The 15,343-nt window shown below is 66.6% G+C and carries 14 protein-coding genes; 5 read left to right on the top strand and 9 right to left on the bottom strand.

The window, feature by feature from the left end:
* Nucleotides 1-11: 11 nt before the first annotated feature.
* From V5735_RS18395 to V5735_RS18385, 3 genes are read right to left on the bottom strand one after another with little or no spacing between them, the layout of a single operon-like run.
* Complete coding sequence (locus V5735_RS18395) at nucleotides 12-398, bottom strand: hypothetical protein (RefSeq protein ID WP_423746213.1); 387 nt, start codon at nucleotides 396-398, stop codon at nucleotides 12-14.
* A 39-nt stretch (nucleotides 399-437) separates the two neighbouring features.
* Nucleotides 438-1,133: a DUF7530 family protein gene (locus V5735_RS18390; RefSeq protein ID WP_423746212.1), complete on the bottom strand. Its 696-nt coding sequence runs from the start codon at nucleotides 1,131-1,133 to the stop codon at nucleotides 438-440.
* Nucleotides 1,130-2,008: an NAD(P)H-binding protein gene (locus V5735_RS18385; RefSeq protein WP_423746211.1), complete on the bottom strand. Its 879-nt coding sequence runs from the start codon at nucleotides 2,006-2,008 to the stop codon at nucleotides 1,130-1,132. The genes V5735_RS18390 and V5735_RS18385 overlap by 4 nt, the downstream gene beginning before the upstream one ends.
* Nucleotides 2,009-2,089: 81 nt before the next feature.
* Here V5735_RS18385 and V5735_RS18380 point away from each other — a divergent pair, with 81 nt between their 5' ends.
* The 4 genes from V5735_RS18380 (at nucleotide 2,090) to thrC (ending at nucleotide 5,069) form a co-directional block, all read left to right on the top strand.
* Nucleotides 2,090-2,569, top strand: coding sequence for a DUF456 domain-containing protein (locus V5735_RS18380; RefSeq protein ID WP_423746210.1), 480 nt, complete (start codon nucleotides 2,090-2,092; stop codon nucleotides 2,567-2,569).
* A gap of 164 nt (nucleotides 2,570-2,733) precedes the next feature.
* The gene (locus V5735_RS18375) at nucleotides 2,734-3,015 is read left to right on the top strand and encodes a DUF7521 family protein (RefSeq protein ID WP_423746209.1); all 282 of its coding nucleotides are present in this window, start codon (nucleotides 2,734-2,736) and stop codon (nucleotides 3,013-3,015) included.
* Between the two features lie 54 nt (nucleotides 3,016-3,069).
* Nucleotides 3,070-3,831 carry an HpcH/HpaI aldolase family protein gene (locus tag V5735_RS18370; RefSeq protein ID WP_423746208.1) on the top strand — a complete coding sequence of 254 codons (762 nt, stop codon included), beginning with the start codon at nucleotides 3,070-3,072 and terminating at the stop codon, nucleotides 3,829-3,831.
* Nucleotides 3,828-5,069: a threonine synthase gene (gene thrC / locus V5735_RS18365; protein WP_423746207.1), complete on the top strand. Its 1,242-nt coding sequence runs from the start codon at nucleotides 3,828-3,830 to the stop codon at nucleotides 5,067-5,069. The genes V5735_RS18370 and thrC overlap by 4 nt, the downstream gene beginning before the upstream one ends.
* Before the next feature lie 447 nt (nucleotides 5,070-5,516).
* On the opposite strand, the gene V5735_RS18360 is transcribed toward thrC, so the two are convergent.
* The 5 genes from V5735_RS18360 to V5735_RS18340 form a co-directional block, all read right to left on the bottom strand.
* Nucleotides 5,517-5,822 carry a CDGSH iron-sulfur domain-containing protein gene (locus V5735_RS18360; protein ID WP_423746206.1) on the bottom strand — a complete coding sequence of 102 codons (306 nt, stop codon included), beginning with the start codon at nucleotides 5,820-5,822 and terminating at the stop codon, nucleotides 5,517-5,519.
* Nucleotides 5,823-5,864: 42 nt separating this feature from the next.
* Nucleotides 5,865-7,679: a DEAD/DEAH box helicase gene (locus tag V5735_RS18355; protein WP_423746205.1), complete on the bottom strand. Its 1,815-nt coding sequence runs from the start codon at nucleotides 7,677-7,679 to the stop codon at nucleotides 5,865-5,867.
* Nucleotides 7,680-7,712: 33 nt separating this feature from the next.
* Nucleotides 7,713-9,047 (bottom strand): NADH:flavin oxidoreductase, encoded by a 1,335-nt coding sequence (locus V5735_RS18350; protein ID WP_423746396.1) that lies wholly within the window; start codon nucleotides 9,045-9,047, stop codon nucleotides 7,713-7,715.
* A 174-nt stretch (nucleotides 9,048-9,221) separates the two neighbouring features.
* Nucleotides 9,222-9,641 carry a DoxX family protein gene (locus V5735_RS18345; protein ID WP_423746204.1) on the bottom strand — a complete coding sequence of 140 codons (420 nt, stop codon included), beginning with the start codon at nucleotides 9,639-9,641 and terminating at the stop codon, nucleotides 9,222-9,224.
* A 104-nt stretch (nucleotides 9,642-9,745) separates the two neighbouring features.
* The gene (locus V5735_RS18340; RefSeq protein WP_423746203.1) at nucleotides 9,746-10,303 is read right to left on the bottom strand and encodes a thioredoxin family protein; all 558 of its coding nucleotides are present in this window, start codon (nucleotides 10,301-10,303) and stop codon (nucleotides 9,746-9,748) included.
* 188 nt (nucleotides 10,304-10,491) lie between these two features.
* On the opposite strand from V5735_RS18340, the gene V5735_RS18335 reads away from it, so the two are divergent.
* Nucleotides 10,492-12,105, top strand: coding sequence for a right-handed parallel beta-helix repeat-containing protein (locus V5735_RS18335; RefSeq protein WP_423746202.1), 1,614 nt, complete (start codon nucleotides 10,492-10,494; stop codon nucleotides 12,103-12,105).
* Here the strand turns inward: V5735_RS18335 and V5735_RS18330 are convergent.
* The gene (locus tag V5735_RS18330) at nucleotides 12,060-15,305 is read right to left on the bottom strand and encodes a glucodextranase DOMON-like domain-containing protein (protein ID WP_423746201.1); all 3,246 of its coding nucleotides are present in this window, start codon (nucleotides 15,303-15,305) and stop codon (nucleotides 12,060-12,062) included. The two genes, V5735_RS18335 and V5735_RS18330, sit on opposite strands and share 46 nt — an antisense overlap.
* Nucleotides 15,306-15,343: the final 38 nt, after the last annotated feature.

Genomic DNA, 15,343 nt, shown 5'->3' with positions numbered 1-15,343 from the left:
GTTTCGATTTGTCAGTTCGGGTTCGACTCGCACGAGACGTTCCACGAGCAGTCCGAACGCGCCGTTAGTCGATGATAGAGCGCCTGCAACCCCGACGAACGCGTGTCAGGGAGGATGTGTAGTTCGACTGACCCGTATCGGACGACGACGCGAAACGTGGTGTCGTGTTCGCGGTCGCGCACGAGATACATCGGGACAGGGAGGTCGAACCAGTCGCCGTAGGTGTACGACTCCGCGTCGAGCACGCGCTCGACGAGGTTCACGAGGTCGTTCTCCGAGGGGTCCGAACTCGGTGAGAGGCGAAACAGCGTCTCCCCCTCGTAGCGGACGCCGCCCTGCCGCGGATACGTCCGTCGCGGCCGGTGCGGAATCGAGAACGAAGGGTCACTGTCGGACATGGCTTGGGAACCTGTACCAACGGATTATGCCGTCATCCGTTAAATAGTTGAGCCACGGGTGCGGATAAAAATCGCGCTCCCCGAGACGCAGAGCACCGCGACGACGTGGCCGACCAGCGCGAACACCAGCAGGTCGTAGCCCCGGACGAACGGCACGAGGACGAGTTGCAACAGGGCGAAGCAGATGACGAAGGCGTCCACGCGGCGGAGACTCCGCCGCGTCGCTCCCTCCGTCGGATGCCGGAGTGCGACCCAGAACCCGATGACGCTCGCCCACCACGCGGTGCCGATGCGGTAGCACACGTCCCACAGGACGAGCAGCGTGAGGAACACCGCTGGTATCGGCGGGACGGTTCCCAACAGCGATTCGAGGAGCGGTGCGCCCGTCCGCGGAGTGTACACCAGCAGGTACGTTATCAAAGCGGCGTACGCGATGACGCCGAGCACCACCTCGATGCTCGACCCGAACAGTAGCTTTCGGTACGCCGTCGGCATCGACAGGTCCCGCACTCGGCGGCCGATGAGGAGCATCAGCGCGCTTCCAGCGGTGGCGACGACGATGGCCGCGGTTCCCGCCGGGACGGCGTGCCAGAGGTCGTATCGCCACGCGAGGAGCAACATGACTCCCTCGAAGAGGACGAACTGTATCGTGAGCGCGAGCCAATCGGGAAACGTGACGCCCGGAATCGCGTCCACGATGCTCTCGTACGTCCATCGATAGACGGGGCGGTTCATGCGATGGCGCGCCGAACAGCGTCGTCGAACGACGTCAACTCGATGGGGACGAGCGAGCGGATTCGGTCGTCCTCCACGACGGTTCGCGTCTTCAAGCCAAGGATGAGCGGATGGGCGACCTCCTTCGGCACGTCCGTCACGAGGTCGACCCAGTAGGCCGAGAGCTTCGGGGTGAGGACCGGAACGGGAATCATGGTGGAATGCTTGCCGAGCAGGTCGCCCGTCCGAATCACCATCTCGCCGTAGGTGAGGACGTCCGGGCCGCCGATTTCGAACGTCTTTCCCGCCGTCTCGGACGCGTCGAGGACGCCGACGAGGTAGGCCACCACGTCGTCGATGGCGATGGGTTGACAGTCGGTCCCGACCCACCGCGGCGTTATCATCAGCGGAAGGCGCTCCGACAGCTGTCGAACCATGCGAAAGCTGGCGCTGTCGCCCCCCACGACGATGGCCGCCCGGAGGACGGTGAGGTCGTAGGGGCCGGTGCCGAGGATGTACTCCACCTCGCGGCGCGATTTGAGGTGGTCGGAGAGGGTGACCCGCTCGCCTCCGAGTCCGGAGAGGTAGACGACGCGGGAGAGGTTCCCTTCGCGCGCCGCGGAGACGAAGTTCCGCGCGGTGACCCGGTCGTGGGCCATGAAGTCCTCGCTCTCGCCCATGGAGTGGACGAGGTAGTACGCGACGTCCACGCCCTCGAAGATTCCTCGAAGGCTCTCGCGGTCGTTCAGGTCGGCCTCGACGACCGAAACGCCCTCCGGCGGGTCGTACGTCGATGCGTTCCGCGTCATCGCCACGACCTCCTCACCGCGCTCGACGAGTGCGGGGACGAGGTGGCGGCCGACGAACCCGGTTGCGCCAGCGACGAGTACCGTCATCGCTCGTATCTCCGGTCGCTAGCGTTCAAAAGCTATCGGGCAATCTGAAGGGTTATGACTCGCAACCGCCTTCCCTTTCACATGGATTGGTCCTTCCTCCTCGCCCTCGCCCTCCTGCTGGGCGGCGTCCTCGGCAGCGTCGTCCCGCTCCTGCCGGGCGTTCCGCTCTCGCTCGCGGGCATCTACGCCTACTGGTGGGGGACGGGGTTCGGGGACCCCGGTCTTCCCTTCGTCCTCGTTGCAACGGTCCTCGCGGTCGCCGCGGTCGTCGCCGAGTACGCCGGAAGCGCGATTTCAGCCCGGGCGGGCGGTGGTTCGGTCCGGTCGGCCGCCGTCGCGGGCGTCGTCGGCGTCGTCGCCCTGTTCACGACGGGACCGCTGGGGATGCTCGTCGCCGTCGCGCTCGCCACGTTCGCCGTCGAACTGGTCCGAACCCGCGATGCCGGGAGGGGGGTCAAGACGGCCACGTTCGCCATCGTCGGCCTGCTGGCCTCGGCGGTGTTCCAACTCGTCGTGACGGGGACGCTGCTCGTCGGGTTCCTCGCCGTCACGCTGTTCTGACGGACGGCGGTTCTCTCACTGTCAAATAATCTTTCAATCCCGCGGAGTCGGATTCGATTCCGAACTCGGCGCGGTCCGTGCCGTCCGATCGGTGGATTTCGATATGGAGTAATTTTAAATCAGTAGCCTGATTTGTAGTTCACGAAAATCGAAGGCGACACTCCATGCAAGCTATCGAAATCACGTATATCGTACTCAGCGTCGTTCTCGCCGCGACCGGTCTCACCATGGTCGGGTTAGCGATGCGCGCATACCAACAGACGTCCCGTCGGTCGATGCTCGTCCTCTCGGTCGGGTTCTCCATCCTCGTCGCGGCGGCCATCGCCACCACGTTCAGCGCGTTTCTCACCGACTTCAACAACAGTCGGTTGCTCCTCACGGTGAACTACGGCGTCTCGACGGTCGGGTACCTCTTCGTCATCTACAGCGTGACCGGCGCGGACTGAGCGCGGATTTCCCCGACCCGGTGCTATTTTTCCCTCCCACCCGTCCTGCACCCCATGAGCGAACTGCCAACCGCCATCCGTGCGGGCGACGCCGCGGTCGGGTCGTGGATTTCCATCGGTCACCCGGCGGTCGCCGAGATGTGCGCCGAACTCGGCTTCGATTTCGTGGTCATCGACGCCGAACACACGGCCATGTCGTTCGAAACGGTCGAAACCCTCGCCCGCGCCGTGGACGCCGCGAGCGGGACCACCGAACCCCTCGTTCGCGTGGCGGACGACGACCCCGCGCGGCTCAAGCGCGTCCTCGATACCGGCGTCTCCGGCGTCATCGTTCCGATGGTCGAGACGGGGGCACAGGCCCGCGGAATCGCCGACGCGACGCGCTATCCGCCGGACGGAACTCGCGGCGTCGCCGGGTCGCGGGCGTCGCGCTACGGCCGCAACCTGGCCGACTACTTCGAGCGGGCGAACGACGAACGGCTCGTCGTGGCGCAAATCGAGACCGAAAGCGGCGTCGAAAACGCCGACGACATCGCCGCGGTGGACGGCATCGACGCGCTCTTCGTCGGTCCGGCGGACCTCTCCGCGTCGCTAGGGCGGTTCGGCGACACGGGGTCGCTGGACACCGAAATTTCCGCTGTTCTGGACGCGGCCCACGACGCCGACGTTCCTGTCGGGAGCATCGCCCTCGACCCCGAGGACGTCGAACGCTGGGTGGTCGTCGGATTCGACTTTCAGGTCGTCGGCATCGACACCGACTATCTGCTCGACGGCGCGAGTCGCGCCAAACGAACCTACGAGGACGCGGTTCGATGACGGGGACGAAAACGCCGCCGCGGGTCTGCTATCGGTGCGGTCGGGAAGCCGCGACGGGTGCGCGCTGTTCGTGCGGCGAACCGCTCTGGTTGAAAACCGACGGGACGGATGGAGTTGACGCGACGGACCGAGCGGACCGGACGGATGCGACGGGAGTTTCGTGGCCGGAAACGTCCCGTTCGTCCATCTGGCGCTACCGCGACCTGCTTCCCGTCTCCCGCCCGCCGGGTATCGGGTCCGTCGTCGGCGGAACGCCGCTGTTTCGAACGCCGCGTCTCGACGACTACGCCGGGTGCGAACTCCGGGTCAAGGACGAGAGCGCGAACCCGACGGGCAGCTTCAAGGACCGCGGAAGCGCGGTCGGCGTCGCCCGAGCGCTCGACGCGGGCGACGACTGGGTGGGAACCGTTTCGCACGGCAACATGGCGATGAGCACGGCCGCGACGGCCGCCAGCGCGGGGCTGAACTGCCTCGTGCTCGTTCCCGACGACATCCCGACGGAGCGACTGACCCACATCGCCCGGTACGACCCGACGCTGGTGCGCGTCGAGGGCGACTACGGACGCCTGTACGACGTGAGTCTCGACCTACCGGGCGTCCGGTTCGTCAACTCCGACGCGCCGCTCCGGGTCGCGGGCCAGAAGACGACGGCGCTGGAAATCTGCGAGGCGTTCGCCGACGACGGACGGACCCCCGACGCCATCGTCGCCCCCGTGAGTAGCGGCGGCCACGCCAGCGCCATCTGGAAGGCGGTGTGCGAACTCCGCGACGCGAACCTGCTCAATGCCGAGTCGCTCCCCCGACTCTACTTCGTGCAGGCCGCCGCGTGCGACCCGATAGCAGAAGCGTTCCGGAACGGGGCGGACAGCGTGACGCCCGTCGATGGCGGCGAGACGGTGGCGTACTCCATCGCCAATGCTTCCCCGCCGAGCGGAAACAGGGTCCTCGCCGCGGTTCGTGACACCGGCGGAGCCGTGCTCTCGGTGGCGGACGACGCCATCCTCGACGCGAAACGACTGCTCGCGCGCCGCGCCGGTCTCTGCGTCGAACCGGCTTCGGCGACGACGCTGGCGGGAATCCGTCACCTTTCGACCGCGGGCGAAATCGACCCCGAAGAATCCGTCGTCGCCATCGCAACCGGGACCGGATTCCGGGAACGCTCTGCGCTCGCCGAGACCCCCGAATCGGTGCCGATAGGCGACCTCCCGGAGCGCGTCGCGTCCTTGGTGTCCGGGTAGCACTTCGCGAGGATGGTCTCGGTTTCGACGGTCGCCCCGTTGACCATCACTTCGACGCTCGTGAACACGATGCCGTTCCCGTACGGTTCGACCGTCTTCCCGCGCATCGGGCCGACGAGCGCCTTGCCTCGCTTTCCCGTGACGGTATCCTCGTAGAAGATAACGAGGTCGTACTGCACCCACTCGGGTTCGACCGTCACGGTCACGTTCCGGCACGTGTACTCGACGTCGGCGGTCACGCCGACCGCTTGGACCGCGGGGGGTTCCGCCGCGCCCGGCTCGCTTCCTCCCGAAGCGACTCCGATTCCCCCGACAATCGCGGCAGCGACGACGACCGCGACGACCGACCCCGCCAGTATTCCCTTCATTTTCTCCCCCTCGTTTCCCCGAGACGCATACCTTCGGGACGCGGGCGATTCGGTTAGGCGTTGTTGCCGACGCGGCGCGTCAGTCGCCGTTGTCGTCCCCGTAGTCGCGGTTGCCGTCCCCGCGGTCGTCGGTGCCGTCTCCGTGGTCGCCGCTCCCGTCCCCTTCCCGGTAGACGATTTTCTCGATTACCCGTCGCTCGCCGTCTTCGTACCGGTACACCGTTCCCTCCTCTTCGTCCCACGTCGTTCGGTGCGTGCCGTCACAGAATGGATAGTCCGCGGACAGGCCGCACCGGCAGACGGCGATATCACCCTTCTCCTCGTCGATGTCGTCCTCGTCGAGCTTGAGCGGACTGTTCGCGTCGTGTCGCACTTCGCGGACCATACCCGACGTTGTGGTCGGTGTTACTTCACTCCCGTCGCCGAGTCAGTCGTCTTCCTCCGGTTCGTCCAGCACGGTTTCCTGAATCCGGATTCCCTTCGACGCCAGATGGCGCAACTGCTGGCGGGCGAACTCCTCCTCACGGGTGCCGCGGGTCGCCAGCACGTACATCCGGGCGCGTCCGGCGGGGCGCATGGTCCGCCCGGCGCGCTGTGCGCCCTGCCGCCGCGACCCGCCCAACCCGGACGCGACGATGGCGATTTCGGCGTCCGGGAGGTCGATTCCCTCGTCGCCGACGCGCGAGATGACCAACGTGTCCTCCCGGCCGTCGCGGAACGCCTGCAGGTGCCGCTCGCGCTCCGCGTGGCGCATCTGGCCGCTCAGGAACGGCACGTCGAGGACCTCCGCGATTCGGTCGCCCTGTTCGAGGTACTCCACGAACACCAGCGCCTTCGATGTGGGGTGTTCGGCGAGCAGGAACCGAATCTCGTCCAGTTTCGCGGGGTTCGTCGCGGCGATTCGCCGCTTCCCCCGCCCGTCGGCGTTGGCGTACTCGCCGTGATAGGTCTCCTCGTCCCACCCGACGTAGCGTATCTCTACCTCGGGTTCCGCGACGAATCCGGCCTCGAACAGCGCGTCCCAGTCGGTCCCGATGGGCGGGCCGATGAGCGTGAAGATGTCCTTTTCCTTGTCATCTTCGCGTACGGGCGTCGCTGACAATCCCAGTCGGTGCTTCGACTGGAGGTCCGCGCTCCGGCGGAAGACCCGTGATGGGATGTGTTGACATTCGTCGTACACGATGAGCCCCCACCGTCGCTGGTCGAACAGCTGGCGGTGGCGGTCCATTCCGGCGGTTTGGTAGGTCGCAATCGTCACCGGGCGGACGTTCTTCTCGCCGCCGTGGTACTCGCCGACCTGCTCCGGCGTGAGGCTGGTGCTGGCCAGCAGTTCGTCGCGCCACTGCCCGGCGAGTTCCCGTCCCGGAACCAGAATCAGGCTTTCGCCGGAGACGGCTTCGAGGACGCCCATCGCGGCCACCGTCTTCCCGCTTCCCGGCGGGCCGACGAGGACGCCGGATTTGAGGTCGACGAACTCCTCGACCCACTCGCGCTGGTAGTCGCGCAGGTCGAGGGCGCAGGTGATGTCGAGGTCGTCCCCGGTTTCCAAGTCGCGTTCGTCCTGCACGGGGTAGCCCGCCTCGTAGAGGATTCGCTTGACTTCGGCCACCTTGTCCTCCGCGACCCAGCTCTCGTCGTCGGCGATGGGCGCGCGGAGGTGGTCCTCGCTCAACTTCTGCCGGGCGACGTTCCCCATCAGGTCGTCGCTCGCGGCTTCGAGGACGACGTAGCCGTCCTCGTGGGTGTAGAGGCGGAATTGCCGCGCGCGCTTCCATTGGGCCTCGATGAACCCCTCCAAATCCGGCGACGGCTCCGGGAGCACCTGTCGAACGGTCCGCATCAGGGCGTCCAGGGAGTCGTACGGCGCGGACCAGATGTCCTCTTCTCGGACCCGATAACTGTAGCTCCCCGCCCGCGTCGTGTCGGTGAGGTGGGCGAACTGCGAGAGTTGTGCCCGCGTGAACTGCGCCGGTTGGTCGGCGACGATTTCGCGGCGCTTGGGAAACACCACGATTCGCTCGCGGTCGGCGAGTCGCTCCCACTCGGTCGGGAACCAGACCACGGGGTCGTTCTCCACGTCGAGCCGCGCCACGTCGCGCTCCTCGGCGAGTCGCTCCAGCACGCGGTTGGCGTCCTCGTGCGAACAGCCGAGTGCGCGGGCAACCTCATCGGCGGTGAGCACCGGACGCCCCACGTCTTCGATGGCGTCGTAGAAGTCAGATATCTCGTACTCGTCGGTCACTGTCCCTCGATTGGGTCCCCGACCGAATACCCGTTACGACTCCTCGCGGTTGGGGTTACCGGGGCGGTCGTAGGCACCCGATTTCCGGAGCTCTCCGCGCTTTTCGAGTACGCTGGGCGTTCGACAGACGCCGCGCGCCCCCGTCGCTTGCGGGACGGTGCAGTTGTTGCAGTTTTCGCACGCGACGGTGGCGTTCGGACGTTCGAGAAGTCGCGCCGGGAGCCGCGGCTCGGCGTAAAACGGCCGACCCATCCCCACGGCGTCGCACGCGCCCTCGGCGAGCAGTCGGTCGATTTGGGCGCGGGTCCGAATCCCGCCTTCGGCCAGCACGGGCACCGACACGCGCGACGAGACGCGACGGGTGAACGGGCGGTTCCACGCCGGGTCGAAGTCGTATTTCAGCGACTGGAGCCAGTTGAGCAGGGCGACGAGCGCGGCGCGCGGTTTGCTCCCGAACGCCTCCCCGTACCCGTCGCGGAACCGCTCGTCGCGCCACGCGCGGGCCGGGAACGCGCCGCGGACGATGCTCGCGTCCCAGAATACCGACGCCTGCACCGGAACGAGAGCGTCGAATCCCACGTCGGCCAACCGCTCGCAGATGCGGATTCCGTCGGCGAGCGAGAGGTGCCGCCGGACGAACGCCGGGGCGGTCGTTTCGGCGGGAACCTTGGTCACGACGGGGACGTCGGGGCCGACGCGCTCCCGAATCTCGTCGTACACGACTTCGAGGAACCTCGTCCGGCCCACGAGCGACCCGCCGAACTCGTCGTCGCGGCGGTTGTAGAACGGCGAGAGGAACTGCTGGACGATACCCATGTTCGCCCCGGCGATGTGAATTCCGTCGTAGCCCGCTTCGACCGCGTATTCCGCCGAGCGGCCGAAATCGGCCGCGAGGTCGTACACCCCCGCCGTCGAGAGGACGTGCGGGTCGTAGTCGAGGAAGCCCGCTCTGTCCAGCAATCGGAGGACTGCGGGCGGCCGCGAGACGGCCAACTGTCGCAACTCCGGATGATCGGCGCGGTAGCCCGCGTGCCACGTCTCCATGCTCCGCAAGCCCCCGTGTTCGAGTTGGACGAAAATACGACTCCCGTGGTCGTGCACCGCGTCCGTGAGTCGGGAGAGGCGCGAGACGAACGCGGGGTCGTGAACCCTGGTCATTCCCGGCGCGGCACACCCTCCCTCGCCGCGCACGATGGTCGCACCCTGACATATCAGACCGACTCCCGACTCGGCGGCCGGTTCGAGTTCCCGAAGCAGAGTATCCACCGCGTCTTCGCCGTTGCCCGCGCATTCGAGTAACGGGGCGCGGTAGAGTCGGTTCGGCAGTTCGACGCCTCCGATTTCGAGCGGGTCTTCGAGGCGAGCCACGATGTGGTCCGATTCGTCGGATTCGCCCGTAAAGCTTTGCTGCACTCGGGTCCGCGGTCGGTGTACCCGTTCGAAAAAGCGCTATCGCGGTCCGTCCGTCGCTCGCCGGTCAGTTCGTTATTCGCCGGTCAGTTCGTTATTCGCCGGTCAGTTCGTCGCGTGTCGCTCGGTTCCTCATTCGCCGGTCGATTTTTTCGCCTTCTCGGATTCCGCGACGCCGAGGAAGGCGAGTGCCGCGCCGAGCATGGCCGCGTTTTTGAGGAAGTGGTTCTCTTCGTTCTGTCGTTCCTGTCCCTCCTGATTCCAGAAGTCGTGGGTGAACGGGGTGACGCCGACCAAGAAACTGATGGCGGCGCTGGCGGCGAGGGCCGGAAGTTTCCACAGGCTGATTCCGACGCCACCGACGAGGAGGAGCCAGTGGGATGCCACGACTGACGTTTCGGGCATCGGGACGCCCTTGGACTCCGCGTAACCCGCCTGCGCTTCGACGTTCCGGAGCCCGGAAATCCCCATGTACGTGAGAAGACCGCCGTAAATCACTCTGGCCAACCTGAACCCCGTCGATTTCGTTACCGTATCGCTTCCTTCTGCCATGGATACCACCACGACGAATTCTCACTTATAGCTGGTTCCCAAAATATTCGGTTACGCTCACGTCGGGACGTGACACGAATGTTACCGCCCGCTCCTACTTTTCGTCATTTCCACTTGATGGAGCAACCACGTGACGGCATGAATTCCAAGTCCACATCTTCGCCCGACAGCACGCTGTCGATGGCGTCGCGGATGTAGAACTCGGTCGCCTCCGCGTCGGGGTTCAGCGCGTCGTCGAGGCGGCCGTGGTAGGCCAGCGTGAACGTGTCTCCCTCGTTGCGGAGCAAGAACGGGTCCGGCGTGCAGACCGCGCCGTAGGCCTCCGCGACTTCTTGCGATTCGTCGCGGAGGTAAGCGTCGTACCCTATCGTCCCGTCTTCCACTCGCGCTTGCATCGCCTCGAAGGAGTCGTCGGGGTACTCGTCGGCGTCGTTGGGGTTGATGCCGACGACGGCCGCGTCGTCGTACTCGTCCGCGAGGTCGTTGAGCAGGTCGAACTTCGCCTGCGCGTAGGGGCAGTGGTTGCAGGTGAACACCAGTAACACGGCGTCGTAGTCCGCGAAGTCGCCCAGCGTGTGATATTCTCCGTCCGTGCCGCGGAGTTCGAAGTTCGGAACGGGGTCGTCGCGTCCGATCTTCTCCTCTGACTCTTTCATCACCATATCTCATCATTTCCGCCGACCCCCAAAACACGTTCGCCCGACACGGTTAGGGTTTCCCGGTCCGGTATTCAGCATTACCCGCTCCGACCGACGTACTTTCGACGATACCCGTTTCGACCGACGTGTTTTCGCCGTTACGACGTCGCTTCCGGCGAATAACAAAGCACTGGCCGCCCGTGCCGGGGGACATGCGACAGTCACGCCGCGCGCGTTCGTCACGACTCGTTCGGTTGTCCGTCCTGCTGATCGCCGTTTCGCTGGTCTGTGCGTCCGTTCCGGCGTTCGGAGACGCCCCCGACGCGTCGAGTACGTCCATCGACTCCTGTACGACGATTTCGACGCCCGGCCACTACGTCCTCGCGTCCGACGTCCGAACCGAGACGGCGGAATCCTGCATCGACGTCCGCGCCGACGACGTGACGCTCGACGGTCGCGGCCACGTCATCGACGGGCGCAAAACCGACGGACGGAGCGCCGGAAACAGCGGAAACACCGGTCTGTCCGTCCGCGACGCGCGGAACGTCACCGTTCGGAACCTGACGGCGACCGATTGGGAAGTCGGCGTCGGGTTCGCGGGGACGACCGACGGAACGGTTCGGAACGTTCGCGTCGTCGATAACGACCTGTCCGGCGTGCGCCTCGCCGACGCGACCGGAACCGACCTGACGAACGTCACGGCGACGACCAACGTGAACCCTCAACGTCGCCCGTTCCCGGGCCCCTCCGAGTCCGCGGGAATCTTCGTCGCCGACAGCACCGACACGCGCGTCCTCGATGCGGACCTATCGCGCAACGTCGCCGGATTCGCGTCCGTCCGTTCGACCGGTTCCCTCGTCGTCGATAGCGTCGGGCAGCCGAACGAAGTCGGGTTCCTCCTCGGCGGGACGAACGGAACCGTCCGCGGGGGCGTGGCCGCCGGGAACAACGTCGCGTTCTTCGCCGACAACGCGAGCGCCAGCACGTTCGTCCGCTCGTTCGCCATCTCGAACCGCGTCGGATTCGGGGTGGAAAACAGCACGAACGCGACCGTCGCCGACGTGAACGCCAGTTCGGGTCTGCTCGGCGTGAGCGTCGTCGAATCCCGACGGACCACGCTGGACAACGCCACGACGACCGACGAACTCGTCGGCGTCAACTTCCTGGATTCGACCGACGCGGCGGTGACCGACAGCACCGTCACCGGAAGCGGATTCGTCGGCGTCGGACTGGTCGGGACTTCTCGGGCCCGAATTTCGAACACGACGGTCGCACGCTCGGCGGGCAGCGCCTCCATCCCCGGCGCGACGAGTTCGGGGTTCTATCTCAACGACTCCGCCGCCCGCCTCCGCGACGTGACGGCGGCGAAAAACGAGAACTGGACCGTGTTCGCCGAACGCGGTTCGTCCCTCGACGCACGCAACGTCTCGTTCGACGGCACGCGACTGTCCTTCGCGGGGCGGAACGTCGCCCTCGACTCGACCGACCGGCCGGAGCCCCCGCCGAATCGCGCGCCCGTCGGCCGGTCGTTCGTGGTCAGCGGAACGTCGTCCGATTCGACGCTCGACCTTCGAGTGGGGTACGACCCCCCCGCCGTCGCGGCCGCTGGCGTGGACGAGGCGACGCTTCGACTGTGGCGGTACGACGGCGACTGGTCGAGAGTCGCGGACAGTCGCGTGGTCCGCGACGATTCCGCCGTCACCGCCACCCTCTCCCGCACGGACCGCTCGGTCGTCACCGTGCTGGGGGAGCGAAACGCGACCGAATCGACGTCGAGTCGTTACAGCGACAGGTACGGAATCGTCGCCAGTTCGTCGGCGGAGTAGGCGAGGGCGTCCGACTGATTCACTCCCTCGGGCGTCACGAGGTCGATAACGTTCGGGTTCATTGAATCGTCGCGGCCGCCGCCGAATGTGTAGCCGTCCGCCGTCTCCGCGACGGGGCGAATCCGTCCCGGATTGTAGCCGTCCTGTCCGAGGAGGAGCGGCACGAGTTGCATGTCGGTCAAATCGCCGTCGAGGGTGGACTTCGACAGTTCGACTTTGACCGCATCGACCGACTCGTAGCCCGTTATCGTCACGTCGCGCGTGAGCTCGCTCCCGTCTCCCGCTTCGACGCGCGCCGGAACGAACCCTTCCGCGATGACGCGGTACTGGTACGGCGCTTCGAAGGTCGCGTTGACGCCCTCGCGGGCGTCCGTCGTCCCGCCCGAGGCATCGGGGTCGCGGAGGTACACCTGAATCGTCTGCAAGGATAGCTCGTTGCCGCCCCACGGGTTCGTCAACTCGCCCGCGAGCCGGAGCAGGAGCTGATAGGCGTCGTCGGTTTCGTAGACGCCGAACGAGTCGATGTCGAACGCGCCGTCCGCGAACTCGCCCGAGGTCGGGTAGGTGTAGGACCCCGGCCCCGCGTCGTCGCCCGCCGGGTCGTCCCACGTCGCAACCTCGTCGCCGACGTCGACGTACGCCACCGTCTTCCGGCGCACGGTCGTTCCCGTCTCCACGAGGGAATCGCCGTCGGTTGCGGCCGCGACCGTGATGCCGCTCTCGCCGTCACCGACCTCGACATCGACGCTGAACGCGCCGCCGTCGCGCACGATGGTCTGGCTCGGCGTCTTCACGACGACCGTCGCGCCGTCCGTTTCTCCCGAGACCGTGACGGTCCGTTGCGTGACCGGCGACGACGGGAACTCGACCGAGAGGGTCGGTCCGTCGGGGACCTCGCCGTCCGCGTAGCGGCCCTCGACGAACGCGGGCGTCTCGACCGGTTTTCCGGCCTCGACGCCGTATGCCAGTCGGACGAACTGCGCCATGCTCCACGACAGCGGGGTCGCGGAGCCGGTTCCCTCGCCGAACTCCCATCCGTAGGCGGTCGAATCGGGTCGGTCCCAGACTTGCTCGGCAATCATCCGACCGGAGTTGGCGAATCCGGCCATCGTCGTGAGGAGGGATGCGGGGTCGTACTCGCGCTCACATCCCGCGAGGAGTTCGTACTCGCCGCGCTCGCCGGTGAAGATGGGCCAGAGGCGACCCTGTCCCTCGTTGTCGAGCGACCACGGGCCGCCCTCGCGGTAGTCGTCGCTCGCGTTTTCACCCTGCTCGCCGTAGCCGTCGTCGTTGTAGCGGTAGAACGCCGGACCGTGCGGCGTCTCGACCTTGATGGTGTCGTCCACGACGGCGAGCGAGTTCCGAATCGTCGGGTCGTCCCACGGCTTGACGCCGAGGCGGACGAGTTCGAGGAAGCCCGCGTCGATGACGTTCCGCTCGTCCAGCGTCGGCCCGCCGTTGTTGATGCTCCGCGGCGCGCCGTCGTCTGGGTCCGTGTCGTCGTTGATGCGGAAGTAGTACGGCGTCCGCGTGTGCTCCTCGGTGCCCGTCGCCGTCGCCATCCACGCTTCCGTCTTCGCCTGCCAGCGGTCGGCCAGCGCGAGGTAGACGAGCGCGTCGGCGTCCTCGCCCTCCTCGTCGGCGATTGCGGCGGCGCAGGCGAGTCCGGCGATTTCGGCGGCCGTCGTGCTCGGCGAGTAGCCGGATTCCTCCTCCCAGCGCTCCTGTCCGGTGGCGGGTCCGTGACCGACGACGTAATCCGCCGAGAGGCGGACGTTCTCGTAGTCGTAGCTCACCTCGTCGAACCCGATGTCGTGGCGTTCGCGCAGTTGATACGCCATGATTTGGGGGAACGAGATGTTGTCCATCTGCTCGCCGCCCCAGCGCGTCCGGCCGTCGAGGAACGTGTTCTGCGGGAGAAAGCCCGCGTCGTCCTGCTGATACTCGTACAGGTACTCGACGGCGGCGACGGCGCTCTCCACGTCGCCCATGGCCGAGAGCGCGGTGAACGCCTGATAGAGGTCGCGCGACCAGACGAAGTTGTAACCGTAGTCGGACGGTTCGTTCGCAACTACGGCGTCGCCCCACGGGACGCTCGGACTGGCGACGCCCGCACCGCGGAACCGCTTCGACTCGGCGGCTTTCAGCGCCATCGCGCTGGCGTCGAACTGCCGTCGAAGCTCCCCGTCCCCACGAACGCTTTTCGGGACGGTGACGCCCTTCAGATACTCGCGCCACGACTTCGCGTAGCGCGCGCGGACCTTCCCGAACGGCGAGGAGAGTGCCGCTTTCGCCTCCTCGTACGCGCTCGTTTCGTCCGCGTTCTCGGCGAAGCCGAACGCGACGGTCGCGTTCACTCCGTCCGTCTTCCGCTTGAGTCGCCCGACGAGTGCGACGTTTCCGGCCGCCTCGTCGTAGCTCGTTCCGACCGTTCCGCTCGTGAGTAGCGGCGAGAGGCTGTCGCCGCCCACGACGTCGACCGTCGTCCAGCCGAAGCCGCCGTCCGCGGCGAGCGCCCCGGCGACGTTGTAGGGGTTCCCGTTCGCGTCGAGGATGACGGCGTTCCCGTCGTTGTCGGTCGTATCGTGGCCGGACAGGTAGGACTCGCCGCCATCCTCCTCGGCGTGTGCAACGTCGTCCATCCCGCTGTTCGAGAACGCCGTGTCGGCGAGGGCGTACACGTCGTACTTCGCGCCCCCGCCGTCGAATTTCACGTCGGCGAGGAACGCGTCGCGGTCGGGATGCACCGCGTACTCCACGACGAGTTTCCAGTCCCGGCCGTCGGTCGCGGTTATCGTCTGCCGGAAGGTGAGCGAATCGTCGTCCGCCATCTCGGTCGTCCGCTCGATGCCCTCCTCGTCGTCGTCCAATCGGGAGACGTTGAACGAGCGGGCGACGTAGCCGTCCGCCGGGTCCGCCACGACGAAATCGAGCGTTCGGAGGTTGATGTAGTCGATTCGCGGGAACCGCGCCTCGGTCAACGCTCCCTCGGTGAGGGTGAACCATACCCGCGAGGGGTCGTCGGAATCGTGGTCGGCGACGGTGCCGACGCCGTACTTCTCGCCCGTCGTCCAGTGGGCGTCGATGCCGCCGGTCGGTCGCTCGCCCGCCGCGATGGGGGCCGTCATCGCCCCGGCCGCACCTGCTCCCAAGAGTGCCAGCGCGCTCCGCCTCGTGATGTCGAATGTATTCTCGCGCACCCCCAGAAGTAAGATGATTAGTTACTTCATACTTTTCC

The organism is Haladaptatus sp. SPP-AMP-3, assembly GCF_049568665.1.
Taxonomy (GTDB): Archaea; Halobacteriota; Halobacteria; order Halobacteriales; family Haladaptataceae; genus Haladaptatus; species Haladaptatus paucihalophilus.
Note: the sequence above shows the minus strand (reverse complement) of the source record. Positions and strands in the feature narration are given on the sequence as shown.

What these genes read in the sequence shown, in the direction of transcription:
- V5735_RS18395 (WP_423746213.1), bottom strand. Translation starts at nt 398, where the DNA reads ATGTCCGACAGTGACCCTTCGTTCTCGATTCCGCACCGGCCGCGACGG.
- V5735_RS18390 (WP_423746212.1), bottom strand. Translation starts at nt 1,133, where the DNA reads ATGAACCGCCCCGTCTATCGATGGACGTACGAGAGCATCGTGGACGCG.
- V5735_RS18385 (WP_423746211.1), bottom strand. Translation starts at nt 2,008, where the DNA reads ATGACGGTACTCGTCGCTGGCGCAACCGGGTTCGTCGGCCGCCACCTC.
- V5735_RS18380 (WP_423746210.1), top strand. Translation starts at nt 2,090, where the DNA reads ATGGATTGGTCCTTCCTCCTCGCCCTCGCCCTCCTGCTGGGCGGCGTC.
- V5735_RS18375 (WP_423746209.1), top strand. Translation starts at nt 2,734, where the DNA reads ATGCAAGCTATCGAAATCACGTATATCGTACTCAGCGTCGTTCTCGCC.
- V5735_RS18370 (WP_423746208.1), top strand. Translation starts at nt 3,070, where the DNA reads ATGAGCGAACTGCCAACCGCCATCCGTGCGGGCGACGCCGCGGTCGGG.
- thrC (WP_423746207.1), top strand. Translation starts at nt 3,828, where the DNA reads ATGACGGGGACGAAAACGCCGCCGCGGGTCTGCTATCGGTGCGGTCGG.
- V5735_RS18360 (WP_423746206.1), bottom strand. Translation starts at nt 5,822, where the DNA reads ATGGTCCGCGAAGTGCGACACGACGCGAACAGTCCGCTCAAGCTCGAC.
- V5735_RS18345 (WP_423746204.1), bottom strand. Translation starts at nt 9,641, where the DNA reads ATGGCAGAAGGAAGCGATACGGTAACGAAATCGACGGGGTTCAGGTTG.
- V5735_RS18340 (WP_423746203.1), bottom strand. Translation starts at nt 10,303, where the DNA reads ATGGTGATGAAAGAGTCAGAGGAGAAGATCGGACGCGACGACCCCGTT.
- V5735_RS18335 (WP_423746202.1), top strand. Translation starts at nt 10,492, where the DNA reads ATGCGACAGTCACGCCGCGCGCGTTCGTCACGACTCGTTCGGTTGTCC.